Origin of the sequence: Brevibacillus porteri (genome assembly GCF_003013475.1) — a bacterium.
Lineage (GTDB): Bacteria > Bacillota > Bacilli > Brevibacillales > Brevibacillaceae > Brevibacillus > Brevibacillus porteri.
In genome coordinates, this window is record NZ_PXZO01000052.1 from 89,810 (window position 1) to 116,800 (window position 26,991).

Annotated in this window: 24 protein-coding genes; 1 reads left to right on the top strand and 23 read right to left on the bottom strand. The window is 47.5% G+C overall.

Annotated features, from left to right (window positions below; translation table 11 throughout):
- Positions 1–26 precede the first annotated feature (26 nt).
- The 12 genes from C7R92_RS24435 to C7R92_RS24490 form a co-directional block, all read right to left on the bottom strand.
- Positions 27–977, bottom strand: a complete 951-nt coding sequence (locus C7R92_RS24435; protein WP_069845297.1) for an NAD-dependent epimerase/dehydratase family protein — start codon at positions 975–977, stop codon at positions 27–29.
- Positions 974–1,777: a glycosyltransferase family 2 protein gene (locus C7R92_RS24440; RefSeq protein ID WP_017248160.1), complete on the bottom strand. Its 804-nt coding sequence runs from the start codon at positions 1,775–1,777 to the stop codon at positions 974–976. Before C7R92_RS24440 ends, C7R92_RS24435 begins: the two co-directional genes overlap by 4 nt.
- Positions 1,774–2,820, bottom strand: coding sequence for a glucose-1-phosphate thymidylyltransferase (locus tag C7R92_RS24445; RefSeq protein WP_069845299.1), 1,047 nt, complete (start codon positions 2,818–2,820; stop codon positions 1,774–1,776). Before C7R92_RS24445 ends, C7R92_RS24440 begins: the two co-directional genes overlap by 4 nt.
- A gap of 122 nt (positions 2,821–2,942) precedes the next feature.
- Positions 2,943–4,115 (bottom strand): glycosyltransferase family 4 protein, encoded by a 1,173-nt coding sequence (locus C7R92_RS24450; RefSeq protein ID WP_106835960.1) that lies wholly within the window; start codon positions 4,113–4,115, stop codon positions 2,943–2,945.
- Positions 4,096–4,518: a hypothetical protein gene (locus C7R92_RS24455; protein WP_106835961.1), complete on the bottom strand. Its 423-nt coding sequence runs from the start codon at positions 4,516–4,518 to the stop codon at positions 4,096–4,098. Before C7R92_RS24455 ends, C7R92_RS24450 begins: the two co-directional genes overlap by 20 nt.
- A 105-nt stretch (positions 4,519–4,623) precedes the next feature.
- A complete protein-coding gene (locus C7R92_RS24460; RefSeq protein WP_069845302.1) occupies positions 4,624–5,307 on the bottom strand; it encodes a DnaD domain-containing protein in 684 nt (227 codons plus the stop codon).
- A 122-nt stretch (positions 5,308–5,429) separates the two neighbouring features.
- A complete protein-coding gene (gene asnS, locus C7R92_RS24465) occupies positions 5,430–6,719 on the bottom strand; it encodes an asparagine--tRNA ligase (RefSeq protein WP_007723123.1) in 1,290 nt (429 codons plus the stop codon).
- 216 nt (positions 6,720–6,935) lie between these two features.
- On the bottom strand, positions 6,936–9,782 hold the full coding sequence (locus tag C7R92_RS24470; RefSeq protein WP_106835962.1) for a WIAG-tail domain: 2,847 nt from the start codon (positions 9,780–9,782) through the stop codon (positions 6,936–6,938).
- Positions 9,783–9,960: 178 nt separating this feature from the next.
- The gene (locus C7R92_RS24475; RefSeq protein WP_106835963.1) at positions 9,961–11,472 is read right to left on the bottom strand and encodes an AAA family ATPase; all 1,512 of its coding nucleotides are present in this window, start codon (positions 11,470–11,472) and stop codon (positions 9,961–9,963) included.
- Entirely contained in the window at positions 11,465–11,992 is a 528-nt protein-coding gene (locus C7R92_RS24480; RefSeq protein WP_106835964.1) for a hypothetical protein, read from the bottom strand. Before C7R92_RS24480 ends, C7R92_RS24475 begins: the two co-directional genes overlap by 8 nt.
- Before the next feature lie 152 nt (positions 11,993–12,144).
- On the bottom strand, positions 12,145–12,624 hold the full coding sequence (locus tag C7R92_RS24485) for a cell wall elongation regulator TseB-like domain-containing protein (RefSeq protein WP_007723133.1): 480 nt from the start codon (positions 12,622–12,624) through the stop codon (positions 12,145–12,147).
- A 29-nt stretch (positions 12,625–12,653) separates the two neighbouring features.
- Positions 12,654–13,358 (bottom strand): hypothetical protein, encoded by a 705-nt coding sequence (locus C7R92_RS24490; RefSeq protein ID WP_106835965.1) that lies wholly within the window; start codon positions 13,356–13,358, stop codon positions 12,654–12,656.
- 133 nt (positions 13,359–13,491) lie between these two features.
- On the opposite strand from C7R92_RS24490, the gene C7R92_RS31905 reads away from it, so the two are divergent.
- Positions 13,492–13,671, top strand: a complete 180-nt coding sequence (locus C7R92_RS31905) for a hypothetical protein (RefSeq protein ID WP_133257456.1) — start codon at positions 13,492–13,494, stop codon at positions 13,669–13,671.
- Positions 13,672–13,734: 63 nt separating this feature from the next.
- Here the strand turns inward: C7R92_RS31905 and C7R92_RS24495 are convergent, their stop codons facing one another.
- The 11 genes from C7R92_RS24495 to bshA form a co-directional block, all read right to left on the bottom strand.
- Positions 13,735–15,039 carry an amidohydrolase gene (locus tag C7R92_RS24495; RefSeq protein ID WP_069845307.1) on the bottom strand — a complete coding sequence of 435 codons (1,305 nt, stop codon included), beginning with the start codon at positions 15,037–15,039 and terminating at the stop codon, positions 13,735–13,737.
- A gap of 16 nt (positions 15,040–15,055) precedes the next feature.
- Positions 15,056–15,679 (bottom strand): redox-sensing transcriptional repressor Rex, encoded by a 624-nt coding sequence (locus C7R92_RS24500; RefSeq protein WP_017248151.1) that lies wholly within the window; start codon positions 15,677–15,679, stop codon positions 15,056–15,058.
- A 15-nt stretch (positions 15,680–15,694) separates the two neighbouring features.
- Complete coding sequence (locus C7R92_RS24505) at positions 15,695–16,600, bottom strand: ComEC/Rec2 family competence protein (protein ID WP_106835966.1); 906 nt, start codon at positions 16,598–16,600, stop codon at positions 15,695–15,697.
- Between the two features lie 41 nt (positions 16,601–16,641).
- Positions 16,642–19,545: an ATP-dependent DNA helicase DinG gene (gene dinG, locus C7R92_RS24510; protein ID WP_106835967.1), complete on the bottom strand. Its 2,904-nt coding sequence runs from the start codon at positions 19,543–19,545 to the stop codon at positions 16,642–16,644.
- A 91-nt stretch (positions 19,546–19,636) separates the two neighbouring features.
- Entirely contained in the window at positions 19,637–21,046 is a 1,410-nt protein-coding gene (locus tag C7R92_RS24515) for a tetratricopeptide repeat protein (protein ID WP_106835968.1), read from the bottom strand.
- Positions 21,047–21,128: 82 nt separating this feature from the next.
- Complete coding sequence (gene panD / locus C7R92_RS24520; RefSeq protein WP_007723146.1) at positions 21,129–21,512, bottom strand: aspartate 1-decarboxylase; 384 nt, start codon at positions 21,510–21,512, stop codon at positions 21,129–21,131.
- A 20-nt stretch (positions 21,513–21,532) separates the two neighbouring features.
- Positions 21,533–22,399, bottom strand: a complete 867-nt coding sequence (panC, locus tag C7R92_RS24525; protein WP_106835969.1) for a pantoate--beta-alanine ligase — start codon at positions 22,397–22,399, stop codon at positions 21,533–21,535.
- Positions 22,396–23,259, bottom strand: coding sequence for a 3-methyl-2-oxobutanoate hydroxymethyltransferase (panB, locus tag C7R92_RS24530; protein ID WP_106835970.1), 864 nt, complete (start codon positions 23,257–23,259; stop codon positions 22,396–22,398). Before panB ends, panC begins: the two co-directional genes overlap by 4 nt.
- Before the next feature lie 260 nt (positions 23,260–23,519).
- Entirely contained in the window at positions 23,520–24,503 is a 984-nt protein-coding gene (locus tag C7R92_RS24535; RefSeq protein WP_106835971.1) for a biotin--[acetyl-CoA-carboxylase] ligase, read from the bottom strand.
- Positions 24,493–25,716 (bottom strand): CCA tRNA nucleotidyltransferase, encoded by a 1,224-nt coding sequence (locus C7R92_RS24540; protein ID WP_106835972.1) that lies wholly within the window; start codon positions 25,714–25,716, stop codon positions 24,493–24,495. The genes C7R92_RS24535 and C7R92_RS24540 overlap by 11 nt, the downstream gene beginning before the upstream one ends.
- A 128-nt stretch (positions 25,717–25,844) precedes the next feature.
- Entirely contained in the window at positions 25,845–26,987 is a 1,143-nt protein-coding gene (gene bshA, locus C7R92_RS24545) for an N-acetyl-alpha-D-glucosaminyl L-malate synthase BshA (RefSeq protein ID WP_106835973.1), read from the bottom strand.
- Between the last annotated feature and the right edge of the window lie 4 nt (positions 26,988–26,991).

A 26,991-nucleotide genomic window follows, 5' to 3' on the forward strand; every position in this document is an offset into this window, starting at 1 on the left:
GCAACTGGCCTCCTTGATGACGGGTATTACCCCTTCGATTGCGAACGAATCTCTGCTAATTGATGGCTAAGGCCCTCTTCTAGCGTCACTTTTGGCTTGTATCCCAAGCGTTGTTGGGCAAATTGGATATCCGCACAAGTTCGTAAGGAGTCACCCGCAGGCCCATTTTGATACGTAATGCGAGGGGTTAGATTCATTAACGTACCCATGATGGATAGCACATCGATGAGCTTGATTTCCCGATCACCACCCACATTAAAAATGTCACCGGGAACAGCATGCTGTGCAGCGAGCAGATTCGCCTCTACCGCGTCTGTCACATACGTAAAGTCTCGTGATTGCTGGCCATCCCCATAGATGACGACCTGCTCGCCTTTCATCATTTGACGAAAGAAACGATGAAAAGCCATATCGGGACGTTGTCTGGGACCGTATACCGTAAAGTAGCGCAGCATGGTAACCGGGAGTCCATAAGCTTTTACATAAACGGAGCAGATTTGCTCCATCGCTTCCTTGGTCACACCATATGGGGAAACTGGGCGAAGAGGCGCATTTTCATTGGTTACTGTCCCTTGCATCGTCCCGTAAACCGAGGAAGAGGACGAAACCACGATGACAGGTGGCTTCGGTCTTTGCAAGCAAGCCTCCAGCAATTCTTGTGTAGCCAAAATATTATGGCTAACATAATCAGAAAAAGACTTTCCCCAACTGTTTCTCACGCCCGGCAAGGCAGCGAGATGGAAAACAGCATCGACGTTCTCAAGCCAAATGTCCCAGCGCCCAGTCTGAAGCGTTGTAGAGTGGAAGGTGAAGGCAGGATGTTTTCCTATTTCGGCCAGATTACGCAGTTTCGCGGCAACATCGTAGTTATCGATAAACCCGTCTATCCCGATGACTGTCACGCCATCGTTCAACAAGCGCTGTGTCAAATGAGACCCAATAAAACCTGCACAGCCGGTGACAAGAGCTTTCTTCATCGCCTCCGACGCCTCACTTTCTTCAGCCTTTTAATGACTAAATAACCTTCCTTGTAACCATAGATGGCCTTGTACTTCTTACCCCACCTGTTCAGATAAAATTTGAATGTTTTTTTTCGCAAATAATTACGGCGGAACTTCATCTTGCTGTCTGTGAGCTGACCTTTATGCTTCGTCCGGTTGTACAGGATCTGGTTGATGTATCTCACCCGATACTTTTCAATTAATCGCAAAATGATTCGCCGGTCCTCCATAATCCTTCCCTCGTATCGATCCGAGGTATCCCAACCACCCACTTTGTGCAGGGCTTCTACGCGATAGCAACGTGGAGAAACCATCCAGCGATTGTACTTCAGAAACTGGTATTTGTTATGAAATGTCTTATGCTTCACCTTAATCGTTTTGGTATACTTTCCGCTCCTAACTTTCCAGATGTTCATGTTGCCATAGAAGAGAGCTGTGCTTTTCTTGCTTTTGTGAATGTACTTTTTGAGCACTGACAGCGTTCGTTTCGGTAACCAGTCATCGGAGTCGAGTTGTACGAGATAAGGGGTATCCACCATGGACAATGCCTGATTCATGACTTTGCCGATTCCAGAATTTTGTTCCATTCGATGATACATAATGTTTGGGTGGTACATATATTTTTCAATTTTACTTCTGGTGTGATCGGTGGACGCATCGTCAATGATCAACAGCTTCCAATCTTTTGAGGTTTGATTCAAGACGCTGTTGATGGCTTTGCGAATAAACTTGGCGCGATTGTATGTCGGAATAACTACAGTAAAGGTCGGATTCATACGTCCTCCCTCTTGAAAGCCGGAATGCAAATGGACGATTTGTCGCTTACAATGAAGACTCCTGTACTGTTAGAAGATTGACCCGTCAACATCGATGAGCGGCCGAAAACGCTGTTTGTTATTTTCCAAGCGATTTCTTGCAGCGAGCTGTTTTCCAGCAAGATACTATTTTCGATATACGAGCAATTTCTCAAGCTTACGCCATTTTGGATCGAGACGTACGGTCCGATTTGACAATTTTCAATCACACAATCATCACCAATTAGTACCGGACCCGTAATCTTCGAATTTTTCACTATGGTTCCTTTGCCAATTTGATGTTGATTGCCTAGCTCCCTCGTAAGCATCCACTGGTTGGCCTCCAGCCAGCGATCGATGGTTCCCACATCCGAATACTTTCCGTTGGTGACGGAGTGAGCCAACTTGAATCCGCGATTAATCATCGATTGAATCGCATCCGTTATTTCTAGTTCGCCTCGGGGAGATGGCTGCAGGGTAGCAATCGACTCAAAAATAGGTGGCGTAAACAGGTATGCACCAATCACTGCCAGGTTGCTCTTTGGCTGACGTGGCTTTTCCTCTACAGAGATTAGTCGTCCTTTTTGTACTTCTGCGATCCCATAGTCCTGTGGTCTCTCCACTTTACTTAGCATCACGACACCGTCAGATTTTCCCTTCGTAAACGCTTTTGTAAGTCCGTGAAGCGAATCCATCAATAAATTATCACCTAGTAGCAAGATAAACGGTTCGTCTTGTAAAAACGGTTGCGCTAGCTGGACAGCATGGGCAATTCCCAGTCGTACCTCCTGCCTGATAAACGTAATGGTAGCCCCGAATTGACTACCATCGCCCACCATGGGAGGAATCTGTGATTGAGAAGGATGTATCACGATGCCAATGTCCTGAATGCCCACTTCACGCAGTTTGCGAATGCAATAGTGTAAGACCGGGTGATTGGCCACAGGGAGGAGGGTTTTCGGTTGCGAATAGGAAAAGGGGTGCAGTCGCGACCCACGTCCAGCACACAAGATTAACCCTTTCACAAGTATCACTCCCCAGTTGTGCTCTGCGATACTTATAAGGTATGCGTATCTGGATAGCTGGACAGGGCAGACGTCCACATTGGCGCAAGAAAAGGCAACCACCTACATCCTTTCCGTTCGAATTAACCAGTTTTTAAAAGCGGTTGTTTCTCTTCACTTCGCGTTGTAACAACTGTTTCAAACAAGTTCAGATAGCCTTGCGCTGTCGCGTACCAAGAAAAAAACTTGGCTCGTTGCAGGGCCTGTTTGCCCATTTCATTCCGGACAGCAGGTGAACTCCACAAGAGTTCCCAGACAGCAGGCAATCCTTTTTCCCAATCTTTTGGCGGAATGATAAAGCCACTTTTCTCGTGGGCAACGACTTCACGAATACCACCACGTGGAGTGGAAATGACGGGCTTTCCGGAAGCCATTGCCTCTAAATTGACACGGCAAAACGCTTCTTTCCAAACGGATGGTGTCGCCACGACATCCCCAATTTGATAGTAAAGCGGCATTTTTGCGGATGGTACGAAATTGACGAAACGTACCTTTTTACCCAAAGGCTTCGCAAGTCGCTTGAGCTCTCGAACATACGGGTTCAGGCGATTACTGCCGTATCCCGTACCGCCCACAATGACGAGTTTGGCTTTCGGGTCTTGTTTGCTCACCTGGCGAAAGGCTTTGATCAGCACATGCACCCCTTTTCCGCGCATGAGTCTGCCGGCATAAAACAAGACGCGATCATCTGGCTTCAATCCGATTTCTTGGCGCATTTTTTTGACCGCTATCTTTGCAACCTGATAAGGAGTGACATCGACTCCGAGGTGAACCGCATGAATTTTATTAGCAGGAATCTTGCACGTCCGAATAAAATGTTGACGTAAAAATTCACTGTTCGTAATAAAACCTGTTGCCAGTCGAACGGCACGCCGCATATTTTCCTTGCTGATGATCGGCTGTGACCCATACACGTGAGAGTGCATATTCACAAAGACCGGGATCTTGGGAAAATGGCGTTTTAATGTAAGAACATAGATCGGTCTGTTTTCCACGAGAATGACATCTGGCTTGTTTTTTTTGATATGGTTAATAATCCGGCGCAAATAAGGCTTTGGCCCTTTATACGGGACACGAATAAACTGCCGGTTTTCTTCCACGGATGAGGTTGGATAGGTCGCACATTGACGCGTGTAGATCTTCACGTTATGCATGGGCTCGATCATCTTTGTAACCTCGTCAATATCGTGTTCGACCGAGCTTCCTTTGACCGGTGGTACAGAAAAGGGACCCGGACTAATAATTGCGATGTTCATTTCGCTCGATCTCCCACTCCTTTTTAAGTGAAAGAACTACTTGATACAGGTACTGCAATTGTTTAGTATGGTTCCCTTCAAGCTTCTCCCATCTTTCTTCCCACGAAGCCAGTGCCTCTTTCAGCTCCATCACTTCTTGTTCAAGCTTGTGAACCTGTTCCACGACTACCTCGTCGGTCTCTCTCATAATAATTTCGAAGGTAGGCTCCAAGACCAGTTCCTTCGGCTGCTCTACTGTTGTTTTTACAACCAACTCTTGAACGCTTTCCGTTACTTCCTCTTCCTGTTTTTCATTGGCTTTTACGATTGAAATACGTTGAACTGCCTCATCTACGACATAACTTCCTGAAAACACACCTGGCGTTACCCAATGAGACAGATCCCATTTTTTTCGTTTTTCCACAAGTCATCGCCTCCTGAAGCTTGCATCTACGTAATATGTTATGACAGACAAGGAAAATGGGTACGTGTACGGTGACATAGAAAAAACCGCTTGATTTGGATGAAATCAAAGCGGTTGCCCGTGGTCTCTCATATTTGCTTGTCTACGGAAGTTCAAGCTGTAAAGACGTGCTTGTTCTACCGTTGTAATCTGCTGCTTTTGCCATTCGAGCAAGATCCTGTCAATATAGCGGATGTGGAGTTTGCCGACCGTTGCAGCCTCACGCAAAGCGGTCAATATCAATTCTTCCTGATAGCCGTCCTGTTCGGTCCACATGTGGATGTTCTCCAATTCAAATGGCGCTAACGGGCGACCAAATGCCTGTTCAAAACGAGCGTAAATGGCAACAGGTTCGGCATCCAGAGAAACGGCCACTTCCATAAAGGGCTCCATGCTTCTCGGGTCTGCTTGCTGCTCCCGCCAGGTCTGGTACAGCTTTTTGTACAAAGGGGTCAAATTGTATTGCTCATGACGCATGCCAGTCTGTGGATCGATAAACTCATCTATCGTAATCCAATCTTCTTTTAATAGCTTTTGTAGAGATTGAATCAATTTCCTGCTCGTCATGGACATGCGTTCCTCCAGCTCGGTTAAGGTCGGGAATCGATTCCCTTCCTGCTGAAAGGATAACAGATGAATCAGTAGCATCATCTCGTCATCAGTCAATGACATACGCTTATACATTTTCAAAAGAAGGTTGGAGACGGATGTTGCTCCTTCTTGCAACAATTGCAATATATGGGAGTCCATAACGCATATTCACCTCTGGGTTGGAATAACAAGGGAGTGCGTAAAACGCGCTGTCAAACAATAGGAACACCCTGCTGCCCTCGCGCAACAGGGTGTAGATCGTTCAATGATAAAGGAACTCTCTATGGGTAGAGACGATTCAGCATGCGTGGGAATGGGATCGTTTCACGCACATGATCCAGACCGCAAATCCATGCAATCGTACGCTCCAGACCCAAACCGAAGCCCGAGTGAGGAACTGTACCGTATTTGCGCAGATCCAAATACCAGCGATATGCCTCTTCCGAAAGCTCATGCTCAGCAAAACGTTTCTCCAAGAGTTCTGGATCATCAATCCGCTGGCTACCCCCGATGATTTCGCCGTAGCCTTCTGGTGCGATCATGTCCGCGCACAGAACCACTTCCGGACGTTCAGGGTGTGGCTTCATGTAGAAAGCTTTGATTTCGGTAGGATAATGAGTGATGAAAACAGGCTTGTCGAAGTGGTCCGCAATCATCGTCTCATCCGGTGCCCCGAAGTCGTCTCCCCATTTGATCTCGCTACCTTTTTCCTGCAACAGTTTGATCGCATCATCATAAGAGATGCGTGGGAACGACCCCGTTACATTTTGCAGTTTTGTGGTATCGCGCTCCAACGTTTTCAGTTCGCGCTCACAGTTTTTCAATACGGATTGTACCACATGAGAAACAAACGCTTCCTGAATACGCAGATTTTCTTCATGATCCACGAAAGCCATCTCCGGCTCGATCATCCAGAACTCGATCAAGTGACGACGTGTCTTGGATTTCTCGGCTCGGAAAGTTGGACCGAAAGAGTAAACGCGACCTAACGCCATCGCAACTGCTTCCATATAAAGCTGGCCGGACTGCGAGAGATACGCATCTTCCTCAAAATATTTGGTATGGAACAGATTGGTGGTACCTTCCGCAGAGGTTGGTGTCAAAATCGGTGGATCTACTTTTACGAAACCGTTCTCGTGGAAGAACTCATACATGGCGCGAATCACCTCGGAACGCACAGCCATGACTGCACGCTGACGTGGAGAACGCAGCCACAGGTGGCGATGGTCCATGAGGAAGTCAACACCGTGTTCCTTCAAGGAAATCGGATATTCCTGGGCGATCTGAATAATTTCCACACCTGTTACTGTCAGTTCGTAACCGCTTGGTGCGCGGTCATCCGCACGAACTACACCGGTTATGTAAAGTGAGCTTTCTTGTGTGAGCTGCGATGCATTCTCCCACACTTCTTCCGCTACTTCCGCTTTTACTACTACACCTTGGATGAAGCCGGAGCCGTCGCGGAGCTGCAAAAATTGAATCTTGCCGCTGCTGCGTTTGTTGTATAACCAGCATCCCAGGCGTACTTCTTGTCCAACATGCTGCCCGATTCGGGCAATCGTCGTCAACATTGAATGATTCCCTCCATTTACCATGCCACGCAAATACAGACTAAGTATACCTGATAATTATACTATTGGGGGCCTGCAAATTCAATGAAAGTCTCCTCGTATAATGTTAACCATAAAATCATTATGTAAACTAATGTACATTTGGGAGACCTGATCTCTACATCGGCCTCCCCGCTTCTGAATCATCCACTCGCCCCATTGTTGTTTCCTACCGAATTATTTATCATGCTCGATATCGCTATCGTATTCTTCACTACTTTCATAATAATCTTGCTCGAGATCCCTTTCATCCGTATCTTCTTCATCTTCATCCATGTCATCCTCGTCCATGTCCTCATCTTCCATGTCTTCATCGTCCGTATCTTCATAATCCGTGTCTTCATCATCGGTATCTTCGTCATAGGTATCTTCGTCATCGGTATCTTCGTCATCGGTATCTTCGTCATCGGTATCTTCATCATCGGTATCTTCATCATCCATGTCTTCATCATCCATGTCTTGATCTTCCTCGATCTGATCTTCGTCGACTTCTTCTGTCTCCAGTTGATCCCTCTCCGTTGACCATTCCAATATTTCGTGTGGGACACCTACTCCTTTTTCTCCAATCGCGATCCAGTGAATCACCCCAGTCGCTTCTTGACCCTCTTGATTGCGAAACACGGTGATGATCGCTGAAGTCCTCTTGGTGTATTTGAGCGACGTATATATCCCCGGTTGATTTGTCATCGCCACCATACAATAATGTGTATCCGCATATGGCTGTGGCAAACGAACGGTCACATCTGTGGACTTGCTCGTGGCAGAAAGTCTGAATGGGACGAAACCGTATTGTTGAAAGGTTACTCCTACGTGATTATGCGTTTCAATGACCGGAAAGCTCAGCTTCTCAGCCGTAATCGACTCATTCTCAATGTGAAGCGTAGAGACAGCTTTGGGCGCAATTTTGGAACCGGTCACGGAGTCCTCTGCCAGTTTTTCCTGCGTAATGATCCGGTTTTGCAGATGCTGTTCTGTTATGCTTCTGGTAACAAGATGATTTCCTTTGAGCGTCCCCTCCATAATATGAGTTCCATCCAAGCTGCCTTTTATGACATGAGCACCATGAATCGAATGGCTATCTAGCTTGCTCGCATCAATGCTCTGGTCAGCTATTTTCTCTCGGGTGACACTGCCTTCCTGTAATTTTTCCTTGGAAATGGAGTTACCCTGGAGATGTTCATTTTGAATGATATGACTGTTGAGATGTGTAGACGATATTGCTTTTTCGGCGATCTTTTCCCCTGTGACGGCTGCTCTGCCCAGATGGCGTGTCTTGATCGCATCTTTGGCTATTTTGGGGGCTGTGATGACGGCATCTCCAATTTTGCTTGTCGTAATGCTTAGATCTGAAATTTTGTCTGTGGAAACAGATTCCGGCGCCAATTTTGAGGTGGTCACCAAGTGGTCATGCAGATGTTGCGTGTGGATGATGTATTCGCGTAGATGATTGCTCCCAATGAGTCTGTCAGCCAAATGATGTTCTTCTACAGATCTTCTTGCCAACTTTTCTGAACGAATGCACCCGTCAATCAGATGTCGTGAACTCACACTCTCGTCGAGTAAGTGTTTCTCTCCTACACTCTTGTTCGCCAATTTGTCGATAGTGACAGCCTTGTCGGCTATTTTGCCAGTGGTAACCTGCTGATCCCCAATTTTTTTGGACGTCAGCATCCCGTCTTGCAAGTGGCTCGATAGGACACTGCCAGCTTGTAAATGTGTACTACCGATTGATTCTTTGGCGAGTTTTTCTGTCGTGACACTGTTGTTGTTCAAATGCTCAGTCGAAATCGCATTTGGCCCCACTTTATCACTGGTCACCGCTTCTGGCTGTAAATGCTGGCTGTAAATGGCCTGAAATGCGATGTGATGATTCGTGATGCTGCCAGCGCTAATATTACTGCCAGCTATTAGCTCTTCAGTGAGGTGATGACGGTAAATGGAGCCTTCACGGATATGTTGAGACTCAATTGCATCCTCGTCTATCTTCGTCGAAGTAACTGCTCCATCGCGTAATTTATCTCCTGTGACTGCTCCATCCTCAAGCTTCACTGTGTTGATCACATAATTGGCTAGGTTACTTGTTTGAATGGATCCCATTTTTATTTTTTCCGTGGTAATCGATTGATCCTGGATCAAGTCATTCGTAATAGCTTGATCCTGAATATGCTTACTCTGAATCGAGTGGTCGGCAAATTTCATGGAGTCGATGGTTTTATCAGCTAACTTCTCCGACGTAATGCTATGGTTGATCAATTTTTGCGCGGATATCGAATAATCCTGCAAATGCTCACCGTCTACGATTCCCCGCCCCAGATGATCCCTCAGTATCGCATGCGGTGCGATTTTGGTGGAGGTTACGCTCATGTCCGCGAGTTTGCTGCTGTCCACGGCATAATCCTTCAAAATCGAATTATCCACGGCGCCTTGCTTAATCTTGGACGAGTCAATGGCACGATTCGCAATTTTTTCAGTTGTCACTGATTGATCTGTCAAGTCGTCTGTATAGACAAATGATTGGACACGATCATCATTTCGGTCTTTGATGACCTTCGAATAAAAGTTCGGATTGGCAGCTGAGCTTTGTTTGGAAGATGCATCCTGTTTGAAAGTTGTATCCTGTCTGGAATTTGAAACCTGTCTGGAAGTTGTATCCTGCTTGGAATTTGAAACCTGTCTGGAAGTTGTATCCTGCCTGGAAGTTGTATCCTGCCTGGAAGTTGAAACCTGTCTGGAAGTTGAATCCTGCCTGGAAGTTGAATCCTGCCTGGAAGTTGAATCCTGTCTGGAGGATAGGTCCTGCTTGGGTACTTTGGGAATCGGTTGTTGTTGCTCTTTCGGTGTGGCAGCAGAGAGGGGAGGTATTCTCTGATCGCTCTCCAAATTACTTTCAAGCAGATTTAATTCGAGGTCTTCCATCCACTCCCGATCGGGTGATGATGTATATGAGAGCGGTAACTCGTGCATGGTCTGCCTAAAGGTTTTGCTCAGACTTTTGTTTGCTTTTCGCCGGTTCACATTGGCCATAGGGTCTCCTTGCCTCCTGATTTCATTCCCGTATCACTCTTGTAGGATATTCATCCATTTCCCTATTTGGCACCGTGTCTACAAAATTGTTTCATCCTTATTGGCCTAAGTTTCCAGCCAACACAAAAAAACCTGCTTGGCCAACTCTCCCGTTAGCTAGCAGGTTCTTTATCTTCATTTATACAGCAACTTCTTCTTTCGTTTGTGACAAAAGCGTTCTGAATTCATCGCCTTGCAGAACTTCTGCTTCCATCAATGTGTACAAGCCTGTTTGGAATACGGAGTCATATTGTCTCAAAAGATTGCGAGTTTCTACGAGCAACCCTTCCAGCAGACGCTCAACCTCGTCATGAATACGACTCTTCTCCACGTATTGCAAATGTACAATCCCCAGATCCGACATACCGCTTTGTACAATTTCCTGTGCCATTCCCAGCGCTTGCTCGAAGTCATTCTTCGATCCAGTACTGCGCCCACCGTAGTAGATTTCCTCCGCTACGGCTCCTCCAAGGCTAACCATGATTTGCTTTTCCATCGCATCCTTGGTATACAGATAGCGGTCTTCCATTGGATTTTGTCGGACGTACCCTAGTGCTTTGCCACGTGGACTCAGCGTGACCTGCGAGACAGAGCCTGGTCGCACCATCTCACTGACAATGGCATGCCCCAATTCATGGAGAGCAACACGCTTCTTCTCTTCCTCTGATGCTTGTCGATCTACTTTCTCTCCGAGCATGACCTTATCCACGGCATAAGCAAAATGCTTCGCAGTGATCTTGTCCAGTCGGTCACGCATGGCGTAAATAGCCGCTTCATTGGCTACACTTTCCAGCTGTGCGCCAGAAAAACCGAATGTCTCTTGTGCCACTTTTTCCAATGTGACGTCTTCGCCAAGCGGTTTATTCGCCGTATGAATGGTCAAAATCTGCTCGCGTGCTGGCTTGTCTGGGAGATCAACGCTAATATGACGGTCAAAACGACCAGGACGCAACAACGCTGCATCGAGCATGTCTTTCCGGTTCGTAGCTGCCATGACTAAAATCCGCGGCTTGTCGGTCGTAGCTACACCATCCATCTCCGTCAACAGTTGATTCAAGGTCTGATCGTATTCACGTTGCTGTTGACCGTCCCTTTTTCCACCGACGACATCGATCTCATCGATAAAAATAATCGCGCTGTCTTGCCCATTTTTCTCTGCCAATGTCTTCGCTTCTTGAAACAATTCACGAACGCGTTGTGCACCGACACCGACGTACATCTCTACAAACTGCGAACCTGATGCCGCCACAAAGGCAGAATTTGTATAGTTCGCTGCTGCTTTCGCCATCAGTGTTTTACCCGTACCAGGAGGACCTGTCAAAAGAACACCTTTGATCGGGCGAATCCCGTACTGCTCAATTTTGTCTTTATACACGAGAAAATCAAGCGATTCCTTCAGTTCTTTTTTAGCGCGTTCCTGTCCACCGATATCAGCAAACTGCACGTCCGATTTCGGCAGCTCATGCTTGTTTGCTTTTCTTTTCCCACCAAGGGCGACATTCCCGCCTTGTCCATTTTGCTGACGGATGACCAGAAAGTAAATCGCCCCCAGTACGGCTCCGAACACCAAGAATGGCGTAATATTTACACCTAGAAAAACAAGAAAAATAAACAGTGCAGGTACGACGCCGATCAGTACTTCCTTACGCACGTGCCGTCACCTCTTTTTCAATGGAACGGGGGATGATGGTGTAGAAATCCTCCGTTCCTTTTTTCAAGTAAACATAAATGTTCTCGTCATCCATTAATGCAGTTGCTTCGTCCAGCTGATTCCCCTTTTTCCATTGTTCCACGAGGGCTGGAATGCGGCTATATTCATGCAGCTCCACTGCTTCTGTAAACACAAATTGACCGCTCTGCCATATATCGTTCATCGCTGTCGACTGATTGACTATGTCAATGACCACTTCTTTTTCCCCTGCGATCTTTTGTGTTTCCGTTAGCAAATTGCGATATTCAGCTGGAAACGTGTCAGGTTTTGTAACAGTTACATCTATTTGAATTTTATCTTTGCTGATCTCCAAATTACCCAATGTGGCGGACTGCATTTGTCCAATTTCTGCACGGATTGGCTCCTCAATCTCCATCTTTTGATACAAGAACCATCCTCCGAACAGGAGTGCCAAGGTTGCCACCAAAGATAATCCAATTGCGCTCTTTTTCAACTGCACGGCTACTCCCCCCATAAATATCGTTCTCGTTTTCTCTCTCTGCAACGTCCCCAGTATATCATATGAGTATATCAATTTCTTATACAGATGTTGGATGGAATGCCAAACAGGCCTTCTCCCATAAGGAAAAGGCCTGTCGTCAAGCAAGCGTATTAGGTTGGCGCGAGCACGTATGAGGTTAACAAAGCACCTGTGAATAGATCATAGTGAATATAGTGAAAACGACCGTCTTTGTCTTTGACAGTGACTTCCCAAAATTTCTTATCGTTTTCGAGACCAGGAACCAAATGAGTGATCTCCGATTGCGGGAATGACTTGTAAACCGCCTCTTCTACATTCTTTTTAGGAACAGCTAGATCCATTCGATCGAAACTAACTTTCTGATCGGTCATCCATGCTACAACCTGTGTACCCGCCTTATTTTTCCCAATGACGACAGCGTAGCTCTCCTTGCCTCGATATTCATCAATGGATTCAATTTCCGTGATTGTCGTGCGATCCTGGACCCACTGACGAACGGTTTCCTCAAATTGATTACGCTCTCCTGCTACAGAAGCCGTCAGGTGATAGGCGAACCCAGCTCCCGTAAGTAAAATGACGGCTACGATTGATAGGATAATTCGTACTAACACAGCAAAGTAACTCCTTTAAATGGCTGACATTACAATCGGAATCGAAGCTGGTCTCTCTTCACTCCAACTGCTGTTTGCATTTGCAAATCCAGCTCCAGTTGGCGAAGCTGCCCCGTAGTTGACTCGTACCATAGTTGGTAATTGACTTTCATTCCGTCTGTTACGTTCGAAGACAAATCCTGAATAGGGAAGGATGGACCTAACCACATCGATAATAACGAAGAGACTTCCTCAGGTGGAACCGCTATCCGATATCCACTCCATCCTTGCCCTGCAGCATCTTCAAGGCGTTCAGGACTAACCGATTGCAAAACTCCCTTGAGCAATACTGCGTGCTCATGCGGGGTGAACATCGCATACGGCAGTGCGGCATGATCCTGTATCTGGCCATCAATTCGCACCGATACTGGTTGCCCATCTTTTCTGGCTATTTCAAGCTGGTGGCCACCGATTTCTCCTGTGAGCTGAAATTGCTCATTTTGATATCGCCCATGCAAGGTCTGATCCTGCATGTATACCAGAAATGAGCGTTCCTCGTCCTTCGTGATCTGCTCCAAAAGCTCCGCTACCGTCGTCGCTGTCTGCTCCGTTCCTGCTGTTTGTCTGACCGCAGACGCAGTATCAGTGCTGTCTGTATTGGCTGATCGACTTACTGTCCCCAATACAATCCCGAGGAGAAATAGACCGAGTAGGATAGGAATGAGCCACCACAGCATTTTGGGCCGGATGTACATGTCGTCCCCCCTGTCCCATTTTTGTCTTTAGCCTATGCTATACGGGAAGGTTTTAGAACGACACGGAAAAGTTGCTAATCATAGCTTAAGGTCGGGCGGTCATACTACATATACACCCCGAGGAGGTGAGCGCGTGACATCTTCGCAACAAACCACATCTCCTGACATACTTGGGTTTCTGTTACAGGAATACCGCGTCTCCTGGGCAGGATTGTCGTCTCCCTTGCGTCAATGGTCGCACACACCCACTCTTCATTTTCGCCATCATCTCCTGACAAAAGCTGTGGCAAAAATGAACAACGGAACGTCGTAGTATCTAATTCCCCTACCTACACCTACACTGCCTTACTCCTGTCCCCCACCTGACAGGAGCCTTTTACCGTTTTAACGTTTGGAATACGCGGTTTGCTTCATAAATCGCGCGCTCCTCATCGATGGTCAACAGCTTATGATTACGCATCAAGAATTTACCCGCTACAATCGTATCTTTCACATCGCGTCCATTGGCTGCGTACACCACGTGTGAAATCGGTTGGTGTGCCGGGTGGAAATGGGCTTGGTGGCTATCCAGCACGATCAAGTCAGCTTGCTTGCCTACTTCAATGCTTCCGAGTGTTTCCTCTTGGAATACCCCTTCTGCACCATAACGAGTAGCCATGCGAAGTGCTTCCTCTGCTGGAACCGCTACTGGATCGTTGTTCACACCTTTGTGTAGGATCGCAGCGAGTTTCAATTCCTCAAACAAATTCAAATTGTTGTTGCTTGCAGAGCTGTCGGTACCCAGGGACACGCTTACACCTTTTGCCAACATTTTAGGAACTGGCGCAACACCACTAGCCAGTTTTAGGTTGCTTACTACGTTATGAGAAACTCTTACGTTGTATTTTGCCAAAATGTCGATTTCTTCATCCGTTAGGTGAACAGCATGCGCGACGAGTGTTGGACGATTGAACATTCCCAGCTTTTCCAAATGCGCAACTGGACGAAGCCCGTAGTCCTTCTCGTTTTGACCGACTTCCCAAGCAGTTTCAGACATATGAATATGAAGCGGCAAGGAAAGCTCATCGGCTTTTTCGATAATTTGGGTAATAAATTCTGGCGAGCACGTGTACGGCGCATGCGGTGCCATCATGACGGTAATACGCCCGTCTGCCTGATTATGCCATTCTTTTGCAAAAAGAGTCGCGTCTTTCAGCTTTGTTTGACGTTCTTCTTCGGAGCACAGACCAATCATCCCTCTGCAAAGGCGAGCGCGCATTCCAGCAGTATCGACTTCCTTCGCCACGACATCCATATGATCATACATATCCACAAACGTAGTGGTACCGGTACGAATCATCTCGATAAGCGACAGCTGGGTACCCCATTTTACTGTGTCTCCCGTGAATTGCGCCTCCAATGGCCACATTTTGTCTTCAAGCCATTGTTGCAGCGGCAAATCATCTGCATAACCGCGTAGGAGGGACATACCAGCATGTCCATGCGTGTTGATTAAGCCAGGCAGTATGTAATCACCTTTTTGATCGATGACTTCATCGTATCCCGCTTCCGACAGGTCCTCAGGAGTTGGGCCCACATACGTAATCTTGTTGCCTTCGAATGCTACTGCACCATCGTAAATGACTTCATTCGTATCGTTAACGGTAATGACTGTTGCGTGAATGAGGATCGTCTTTTTCATAGTATACACTCCATTCTTACGTCAAATAGTAGGCCAAGCTTTGCAGGTTGGACGTCACATCCGCATAGTGAATGCGAACATCTTTTCCTGCGCGAATCGTCGTAGGGGCAAAATTCAAGATCCCCCTGATACCCGCTTGAGTCAACTGATCACATACGGATTGCGCTGCAGGTGCCGGTACCGTAATAATCGCCAGCTTGATTTGCTTGTCGACGACTGTTTCTTCCAGCTCTGATAAAGGCTGAATGGGTATACCTGCGACTTTTTTGCCCTGCTTCTCTGGATTATTGTCAAAGATGGCCGCAATCCGCATGTTATCTTTCAAATAAGCGTTGTAGTTACTAATGGCATGGCCCAAATGCCCAGCTCCGACCAAAGCGACACGGATTTCATCCGTTAGCTTCAGAATTTCACGGATTTTTTCCACCAGATAATCGACATCATAGCCGATTCCCTTTTTTCCAAAATCACCAAAAGCTGCAAGATCCTTTCTGATTTGGGCAGGATTCACATCAAGATTCTTGCCCATCTGTTGGGAGGAAACGGTGGTCACCTCAACTTGCTGCAAATAACTGAGGTAACGCAGATAAATCGGCAAACGACGGACGACCGCTTCTGAAATCTTTTCGTGTTTTGCCACGTTCGGTCTTCCCCCCTAATTCTTTTGCTTCAAAATCCGATATTCTTTTCCATTGGATAAAATGGTAATGGAACCGTCGTCGCTGGTAACGTATGTCTCGGCCCATGACTCACCCAAGCGCTCCATGACTTCCGTCTGACCGTCTTTCATTTGATCCCGTGATCGGCCTGTTTGAATAATGGCGACCTGTGGATCGACTTGCGTCAGAAACGGTTGCGAAGAGCCTTGATTGCTCCCCTGACCTGCTACCTTTAGCACTTCCGCCTTCAGTCTGTCATTCTTCCGTTCCATCAGTCGCTCTTCTGCTTTTTCATTCACTGCGCTCATAAATAAAAATCGCAATTGACCGTGCGTCAATCGAAAAACGAGAGAATTGTTCTGAGGCGATAAAAATAACGGTTCATCCGGGAGCAAAACTTCCATGGAGATTTCTTGGTCAAGAGTGAGTACTTGTCCTTGCTCTGCTTCCATCTGTTTTTGGTTGGAGCGAAGCAGCACGACATGGCGAAGCGATGATGCGATCAGCTTGGGCAAAATGACGGCATCTACAAGCACTTGCTGGCTCAATGAAGCGTAGCCTCCCATATGCTCAGGCTGGTCGTTCGTCAACACGACATAGTCGAGCCGTGTGATCTTGAGCTCTGCCAAGCGTGCCGAGAGAACGGGCCAATCATCTGCCGTACCCGTATCAATCAGCATCGTTTTGCCGCCTGGCATTCTCAAAAGTGTACTCTCACCATGCGGAAGTGCCAAGTAGGTGATAATGAGACCCGAAAATTCCTGCTCTGTCTCTGTTTCAAACGGGTCATCTATCTTCACTGCTGCTTCTTGCAAATACAAATGGCTATCAATCGAGCATGCGCAAAGGAAAATCGCACTAAGAACTACAATCCACCAACGCCACTCTTTTTTCCATAACATTTATTTTATCACCTTAATCCCTATGAGACTATTGCTTCATTTTATGAATCTGACAGGGATTGCATACTAAGGAATGGCTCTATGCGTTCTCGAAGCGTTGGCCATGGACCGCTTTCGATCTGAAATGGCGGCAAAGATTGAAGGAATGAGCGTCCATATCTCGACTCAACCACACGCGTGTCAAGAACGATCACAACCCCGCGATCCAAGTGGTGGCGAATTAATCGACCCACCCCTTGTTTAAATTGCAGAACGGCTTGTGGAAGAGACAAGGACATAAAAGCGTTTTTTCCTTCTGCCTTCAAAAGCTCGGCCCTTCCTTGATACACAGGATGATTCGGTGGAGCAAACGGGAGGCGAACAATGACTAGACTGCTCAGCCATTCCCCCTGGATATCGACACCTTCCCAGAAGCTGCTCGTCCCAAGCAGGACACTTCTCTCCATGCTTCGGAACAAACGAACCAGCTTGCTCCGATTATTGCTATCGATTCCGTGACCGAATAGCGTATACGGTTCTGGAGCATCCGCAAGCCGTTCCTTCATCGCTTGGTAAACAAGTCGAAGCATCGAGTGGGAGGTGAATAGAATCAGCGTCCTTCCTTTCGAAGCCAGTACCACATCAACACACCCTTGAATGACCGCCTCCAAATACGTGTGGTCACTCTCTTTGCCTGGTGCGGGGAAATCAGATGGAATCAACAGTAATCCCTGCTCTTCATAATGAAAAGGCGATGGCAGTGACAAGGTACGCACTCGTTCCTCGGACAGTTGGTCGAGACCAAACTGGCTTTTGATGTAGGAGAAGCTGTTTTTGACCGTCAGAGTGGCTGATGTCAAGATCAGACTCCGCTTCTGCGCGAAAAGCGGTTCTGCCAGTGAGTCGGCAACCTTCAAGAGTGCTGCTGACAAATGAACTTGCTTGCGAGCTGTACGGGACTCTACTTCCATCCAATATACATACTCGCCATCCTGCTCAAGTAAAAAGAAGTGAAGCAGCTCCACAACATTTTGCCAGTCTTTGATGAGACCGAATAAATCTGTCAGTAGACTGCGTACGACAAATGGTGGCTTTTCCTCTGGCGGAGTCGTTCGCAAAAGCTGCTCGATGCCCGCTGCGTATGCAGTCATCCCTTCTATCAGCTTTTTGGTTACTTTGCGTATCTTCTCGTGCTTACCTACAAACGATTCGACCCGATAACGTACTGTCTCACGTCCTGCGTCCGTCGTCTCCTCCGCACGGTCTGATGCCCATGCATACAAGAGCTGTGTCCATTGCTGCGCTTTCTCACGTAAGGCAGCGGACTGTTTTCTCAGCTCTAAAAGCTTTGTGGCGACATCTTCTTCTACCGCAGGCATCCAGCTTTGCAGCTCTTCTGCGAAGCGGGAAATTGCCCCACTCTCTTCAACCGATGCACGATCTAACAAGAAAAGAAGCTGCGTGGTTGAAAACTGCTTGCCTAAATGCTGTGTCGCGGCATCCTCCAAATGATGGGCCTCATCGATGATGGCAACTTCATACGAAGGGAGGATTCTGTTTTCCGCTTGCAAGTCGCTGATGAAAAGGGCGTGATTGACGATGAGTACATCGACATCGCGAGCCCGTTCCTTCGCCTGAAAATAGTAGCAGCGACTAAACCAGGGACAAGCCCGGTTCAAACAAGAGCTCGTATCACTTTTTACCTGTTGCCACAGCAGTTGACCACTTGGAGGCATGCTCAGCTCCTCCACATCACCGGTAACGGTTTGCGTGAGCCACGTCAGCATCTGTCCTTTGACCAAGCGCATTTCTTGGCTGCTTCCTTCTACAGGCTCGTCCACGGCTTGTTCAAATTTACGCAAGCATAAGTAGTTTCCTCTGCCTTTTAGCGTCGAAGCTGTAAAGGAAAACGGCAACGACTCCTGCAAGGTAGCGATTTCCTTATGGAATAACTGTTCCTGCAATTGAATGGTATTGGTACTGACCACCAGCTGCTGCTGATTGTGATGAGTCCAAATGATCCCCGGTAAGAGATAGGCTAATGATTTTCCCGTACCTGTCCCTGCCTCTACCAATAAATGGGCACCATCCTCCATTGCCTCATAGACGGCATGCATCATCGCTTCCTGAGCATCCCGACGTTGATACCCCGACATTTTCGCCTGCATGTGCCCGTTTTCGCCCAAAACATCCTCGAGCTGGTCGGCAAACGCTTTGGTCACTGTCGCATTGATATGAGGACGCTTCAGAGACGCTGTTCCTTTTTCTTCCCGCTTCCGAAGGGCCAGCTGGCGATAAACATCCCACATGTCTGAGGAATTCGTTTCGGTTGGCGTTCCATCCAGCTCCGGCAACTCTATGAGCTTTTCCATCTCAATCTGACGTAAAAGAACCTCGATATCAGAGCGAAATGAAGAGACGAGCATCTGCAGGCGCTGGATCGTCACAAGCGGCAGTTTCTTTAAAATATCCAGCAAGTGGAGAAACAGTTGCGCCGTTGCAAGTGCATCGCTGTCTGCTTGATGGGGATTATCGTGCTCGATCTCCAGCTCAGACGCCAGTTCTCCGAGTCTGTAGCTATTTTGCATCGGCAAAAGAACGCGAGATAGCTCCACTGTATCAAACACGTAGCCGTCAAACGCATAATAGCCCTGGCTCAGCAGGGCTTCTTGTAAAAATTGGAGATCAAAGCTTGCATTATGTGCAACAAAAGCTCGCCCGTCCAATAAACGCAAGAAATCTGGAAACACTTCTTCCAAGGAAGGAGCATCTGCAACCATCTCATTGGTAATCCCTGTTAATTGGGTAATAAACGGTGGAATATCCTGGCCCGGATGAATCAGGGTGGAAAAACTCTCGGTAATCAGCCCGTCATCGATTGCGACGGCACCAATCTGAATGATGCTGTCACCTTGGCGTGGATGGCTTCCCGTCGTCTCAAAATCTACAACTAGTAATCGATTCAAACGTTGTCACCTCGTAACCTGGGCGGAAACATTCAATCCGCACCCATTCACATTCGGCAACGATGGGAAATATTCCTGCTTTCCTGTACATTTAAGGCTGTACGAGCTCGGTTTGCATTTCTGATTGACCGAGCTTGCTTGCACATAATTGCAGATAGATGGGGATTTCCCATAACTGTTCTGCGAATGGCAATGCCCGTTGAAAATATTGTTCAGCTAGGCGCCAATTTTCTTCCACAACCGCGATTCTTCCCAGATGAAAATACCCTAACGAACGTACATATGGCTCAGCGTCGTCCAGGAAATACTTTGCCAACCGTTTTGCTTCTTGTGTATCCCCCAGCTTTTCGTATGCGGAAATCATCCCGGATTGTCCGAGGCGATTGTCTCGGTTTTTCTCCAGCATGATCCGAAACGCTTTGATTGCGTCCTCTACCCTTCCATCAAACAACAGCATCCATCCATAACTAAAAAGAAAGTCGTCATTTTCGGGTGCAAGACTGATGGCTTTTTTGACGAGCGTCAATGCCCGCTTCGTACCTGCAATGAGCCACGTATTCCAGGCCAAGCCATGCCACGTCCACCCATCTTTTGGGGAACGCTCCGTCAAAAAGTGATAGCAAATTTGTGCCCGGTGATAATTGCCCACTGTTTCGTATAAAGAGGCCATTTCCTGAAGGGTATCGCTGTCCAAATCGCGCGTCGGCAGTTGCAAGCCTTTAGGCGGACTCCATTCCACAGTCTGGTCCATCGTATGCAGTAATTTGGCAGCACGCAGCCATAGCATCTGCGCTTCCCAATCGTGCTCGTTTTTTTCTAGATATGGTTCCAATTCGTCCAAAGCTTCCTGTGCATCGCCATCTCTTAAATAGCATAGCGCGAGGTTGTATTTGGCTTCTTCCTGTTCTGGCTTGATTTCGAGAGACGTCTTAAAAGCTTGCGCCGCCTCTAACCACTGCTCCTCTTCAGCCAGAATGCAACCGATGGCATTAAAGCTGATGGCCACAACGGTAGGTGAGCTTGCTGTCCTGCCGAGAAGACGGAATTCTCGAAAGGCCAATTCATTCTCCTCGCACAAAAGGAGACTGTAGGCGTAGTACAGGCGTCCACTTTCCCAGTCTGGCGATTTTTGGACTAATTCTGCAAAACACTTTTTCGCGTCTTGGAACATGCGCAAATGATAAAAGCCTTCCCCTCGACGAAAAATCGGCTCGTATGGATTCGTTTCAACGGCCTTTGGTGATTTTGTATTCACCTTCGACTGATCCGTCTTTTTCTCTTCCACTGGAAGCTGGCCTTCCATTTCCTTGATGTTACGAATCGCATTCGATAATTTTTCTTCGAATTGCAGCCACAGGTCTACGACTGTATCACTTACTTGGCGCAATTGAAACAATTGTTCCGCGAGCTGAAGACGTTCTTGTTCAGAAGCTCCCTGCCACTTCTCTTCAATCGTCTGAGCTTTGTTACGAAGCGTATGAAACCAGTCCTCGATTTTCACAAGAAAAGCCACCCCCTATGAGGCATGAGTACTTTCATTGTCTCACAAGGCAGGTGGCTCTATGCAGGAATAGACAGATCGCTTACAGAATCGTCGCGTGCACTTCTTCAGCAATCAATTCTTTGATCTGATTTTTCTCATCCATGATGGCGACACGTGGCTTATAAGTTCTCGCCTCTTCATCCGTCATCATCGCATAGGCAATAATAATGACGATATCGCCCTCTTGAACGAGACGTGCAGCTGCTCCGTTCAAGCAAATGACGCCACTGCCTGGAGCACCTTCGATGACGTATGTTTCCAGACGCGCTCCGTTGTTGTTATTGACGATTTGTACTTTTTCATTTGGCAAAATATCCAGTGCATCCAACAAATTTTTGTCGATGGTAATACTGCCCACATAGTTCAAGTTTGCTTCAGTTACCGTTGCGCGATGGATTTTTGCTTTCATCATGGTGCGGAACACTAAGAATTCCTCCCTTATCTCTACTTGATGGATGTAATCGTATTGTCAATCAGACGCGTTTTGCCAAAACGAGCAGCTAACGCGATGATGATTGTTTGACCTGCCGTTTCCTGCTCGACGGGTGTGAGCTCTGGATAGCTCAAAATTTCCACATAATCAATATCAGCCAGCGGCTTTTCTGAAATCATTTGCGTCATGCGATCTTTTATTTCAGAAAGAGCCATGCCCTGTCCCAACCATTCCACTGCTTGCTTGAGGCTCTGTGATAGCACGAGTGCTTGTACTCGCTCATCCGCTGACAAGTAGACATTCCGAGAGCTCAGAGCAAGCCCATCCGCTTCGCGTACAATTGGGCATGGAATAATTTGTACTAGCATCGACAAGTCGTGGACCATTTGCGTCACAACAGCTACTTGCTGGGCATCCTTTTGTCCGAAAAAGGCGTAATCGGGCTGGACAATTTGAAACAATTTATTGACGACAGTCGATACGCCATCAAAATGACCCGGACGAGAAGCTCCACACAACGGAGTCGTCACATTTGCCACTGAAATATTGGTCAGCATCGGTTTCGGATACATCTCGCTGACTTCCGGGGTAAACAGGAGGTCCACACCCGCTTCTTCCGCCATTTTACTATCCCGTTCGATATCACGCGGATAACGTTCAAAGTCTTCATTCGGCCCGAATTGCAGCGGGTTTACGAAAATGCTCATCACAACCAAATCACATACTTCACGAGCAGCTTTTACCAAGCTGAGATGACCTTCATGCAAAAACCCCATGGTCGGTACCATCCCGATCGTTTTGCCTTGCCGACGTGCTTCTTTTATATGAACGCGCATCTCTGCGATTGTCGAGACTTGCTGCATCATTGTTTGCATCATGACTGCTTCGCTCCTTCCCCGTACAATTCCTTGATGGTTTCTTCAGAGGCATGAAAGACATGCTCTGGCCCTGGGAAGCTTCTTGCTTCGACTTCTTTGTTATAGGTCTCAACTGCTTCACGGATGGTTTCACCGATGTTTGCGTAACGCTTCACGAATTTCGGTGTGATATCCGATGCGTAGCCGACCATATCATGGAACACCAGCACTTGCCCATCACATGTCGCACCCGCTCCGATTCCGATCACAGCGATGTCCAGCTTGTTTGCAATCATGCCTGCGACCTCTTCCGGAACACATTCCAGCACAATGGCGAATGCACCCGCTTCTTGAATCGCAAGGGCCTCATCCAACAATTTTTTGGCTGCCTCCAGATCTCTTCCTTGTACTTTATAACCGCCTAATTGATGTACCGATTGCGGAGTAAGCCCAATATGTCCAACGACAGGGATGCCTGCTTGTACACAGCGTGTAATGATTGGAGCCAGTTCACGGCCCCCTTCCATTTTGACTGCCTTGGCCAGCCCTTCTTGCATTAGTCTGCCCGCGTTTTTCACTGCTTCCTCAACTGTTCCGTGATAGCTGAGAAAAGGCAGGTCTGAAACGACAAATGCACGCTTGGCCCCTCTCGTTACTGCTTTCGTATGGTGTAGCATATCCTCCATCGTAACAGGGATGGTGGAGTCATAACCCAGTACGACCATTCCCAATGAATCACCAACCAGAATCATATCAGCGCCAGCTTCATCCACTAATTTGGCTGACGGATAGTCATAGGCGGTCACCATGGTAATCGGGGTTCGCGTTTCTTTTTTCTTGCGGATACTTGAAGTCGTAATAGGTCTGTCGTGTGTTGCCATTGTTCATTTCTCCTCTTTCGCATCAAGCCCGTGGATCGTGTGAGGAATAAAAAAACCTTCTCGCGTCAATCGGGAGAAGGTTGTCCATGTCAAAAAGACATTTGCGTCCAACGGATTCCTTCTGTCTCGGTCCACACAGGCTCTGAGCAGATTTTTGTCCTTACACGTATTGCTTTAAGATTACACGATAGATACAAAAATACTCCGGGAGTACCGTTCACGAGGTGATACAGCCTCCAAATTGGAGTATAGCAAATGATTTAATCATTTGCACGATAATTGACATCAGCCGAATAAACTTTGTGGATCTGTCCCGCCTGATCCTCGACCTTGAGTACGCCTTCCTCATCCAAGCCAACGGCACGACCTTCAAACTGTTGTGAAATCGTCTGGAGGGACACCCATTTGCCAATGGTGTACGAATGATCCTCCCACTCTTGTTTTACACGCTCGAAGCCAGCCTGCAAATAGTGATCGTACTCTTCTTCAAAAATTCGGCAGAGTCGTTGGATAAACGAAACGCGCTTGAGTGGCTCGCCAGATTCAATACGAAGCGAAGTCGCAATCTGTGCCAGTTCTGACGGGAAATCTGACTCGACACTGTTGGCATTGAGTCCTATTCCGATAACTAAATAATTGACTCGATCAGATTCAGCATTTAGCTCTGTCAAAATCCCGCATACTTTTTTGTCGCCGATAAAAATATCATTCGGCCATTTGATTTTAACAGGCAACCCAGTCTCTTCCCGGATCGTTGTCGCTACAGCAACTGCCGTTAGCAATGTCATCTGGGGTGTCTTCGGTAACGGAATCGCAGGTCGAATGATCAAGCTCATCCAAATCCCCGTTCCTTTCGCAGAATGCCACGGGCGGCCGAGTCTGCCTTTCCCACCTGTTTGTAGCTCTGCCAGCACAATCGTACCTTCTACTGCCCCTTTTGCCGCAGCCTCGTGTGCGAGTGGCTGTGTAGATACCACCTCATCGTAAGCGATGACATTTTGACCGATCCGATTCGTTTCCAGGCCAGCCATGATTTCTGCTGCTGACAAGCGATCAGGGGCAACCAGCAGGCGATACCCCGATTTTCGCACCGCCTCCACCTCGTAACCATCTCGGCGCAGCTCTTCGATATGCTTCCAAACCGCCGTCCTAGAGCAACCGCATGTTTGGCTTAATTCTTCACCAGAGATGAAACTGCCCGGCTGGTCACGGAATGCCTGAAGGATGACTTGCTTAATGTTCATCTTGTGCAACCTCTTTCTTTGCAACTTCGACGAGTGCTTCTGGTGTATTTGGTAAACCGTGCAGAGCCGTTTGTCTAAGCAACGATTCCAAGACGCGGACAATCCACTCGCCTGGCTTTTTCTGAATGGCTACTTGCAGGTCAAGCCCGGTGATTGCCAAATCCTTGATGGTTTTGACAGGCATGTTTTCGTATTGATCAAGGAGTGCTTGCATCGAAAACGATTGCCTCTCCTTCCACCAACACGCTTGCAATAAAAGGAAGAACTCGTTGCACGTGTCCAAACCGACTTCAAGCAGCAGTGGCCCCCACTCAATCGGTTGAGGGGCATCCCATTGTGGCTGCAATCGCATCAGAAGTTCAACCAAACAACAAATTGCTTCTGTTTCGCGCTTGGACATTTTGAGGAATCGGCATACTTCACGCGATTGCACAGGTGAATAATTCGCCGCAAACAGTAGCAACGACCATTTTTGCGTCACGGTTTGCAAATGATGCAACCGCCAGACATGCTCATTTGAGAGGACGAACAGTTTTTCTACCTCAGGGGCATAAGCCATGAGTCTTGTTTCATTCAACAACTGACAACCTACCTCTGGGGCTTTGCTGTCGAGCGTTTTATTCAGCTCTTCCCTTATGCGCTCCACAGCAATATGAGCTAACAAAGGCGCAGTCTGTTTCATAGCAAGCATAGTCTGGTCTTCTATCGCAAAACCTAACTGGGAAGCAAAGCGCACACCTCGTAAAAGCCGAAGGGCATCCTCCTGAAATCTCTCAAGCGGAATGCCTACAGCCCGAACCAGCCGATGCTGCATATCCTCACGTCCACCGAACGGGTCGTGCAATACTTGATGACGATCCATCGCCATTGCGTTCATCGTAAAATCTCGTCGCTCCAGATCGAGCCGAAGTTCTGAAACGAACTGAACCTCAGCCGGTCGACGGTAATCTTCATATTTTCCTTCCGTCCGAAACGTGGTTACTTCGAACATCTGCCCCTCGACTTTTACAGACACAGTACCGTGTTTCAGACCAGTCGGGACATGATCGGGAAACAATCGGATGACGTCGCCGGGATGGGCATTCGTACATATATCTATATCATGAACAGGTCGTTGTAAAAGCCAATCTCGGACGCAACCACCCACATAGTAGGCTTCGAAGCCGTGTTCCTCTAATCTGTCAAGAACACGCTTTGCCAATTCTATCGCCAATCCAATTCCCCCCTTTCTGGTTTGCTCCGCCTGATCTACACAAGGAGGCGTTTCTCATGAGAGTTTTGTATGGGTTGTTCATTTTAATATCCAAGGTACATCAACTAGCCAAAAGCTCGATCTCACGTTCAAAAGCTTAGGTTTTCCTCGGTTTTGCTTGCCAACAAGTTGGCGTAAAGTGCTTCATACTGAGAGGCAATCGTTTCGTGACAAAACGTTTTGCAGGATCGCTCGATGCTATTCGCGGAGAATTCGCGATATAGCTCTTCGTTTTGCAAGAGACGAATCGTTTCTTTCGCCATGCCTTCCACGTCCCCAATTGGGCGCAAGAAGCCGTTCACACCATCCAGGACGACCTCGGGCAAGCCGCCTGCCACTGTAGCGACGACAGGCACACCGCAAGCCATTGCTTCCAATGCGACGAGTCCGAAGCTTTCCTTTTCTGATGGAAGCAGCATGATGTCTGCCATCGACAATACCTCGGCGACATCTTCCTGCTTGCCGAGGAAGCAAACATCGTCGTTCAGACCGAGCTCAGCGATCAACTTACGGACCAGCCCCATTTCGGGACCTTCACCAATGAGGATCAGTCTGGAAGGCATTTCTTCACGTACTCGCGAGAATATTTCAATCACATCTGGCACTCGTTTGACCGGACGGAAATTAGAAATGTGCATAAGAATTTTTTCACCATTCGGTGCAAATACCTTTTTCAGCTTCGTAACCTCTTTTGGGTAATAACGCCGCTTGTCTACGAAGTTGTACACAGGGACAATTTCTTTTTCAGTATGCAGCAGTTCTTTCGTTTGCCTGATCAAATCATTGGACACCGCTGTTACCAAATCGCTTCGCTCAATACCGAAGCGGATCATATCACTCAAATTCGAGTCATAACCCAGAACAGTAATATCAGTCCCGTGCAAGGTGGTCACAATTTTCAAATGATCCCCTACCATTTGCTTCGCGAGAAACGCACACAACGCATGTGGCACAGCATAATGCACATGTAATAAGTCCAGGTTTTCATTTTTCGCCACTTGCGCCATTCGGTTCGCCAAGGTCAAATCATAAGGTGGATATTTAAAAACATCATAGTTGTTCACTTCTACTTCATGATAAAAAATGTTCGGGTGAAACGCACCTAAGCGAAATGGCATTCCACCTGTGATGAAATGGACTTGATGTCCTCGCTCGGCCAATAGCTTGCCCAGCTCTGTGGCTACTACACCCGATCCGCCCAATGACGGATAGCAAGTAATCCCGATCTTCATACAG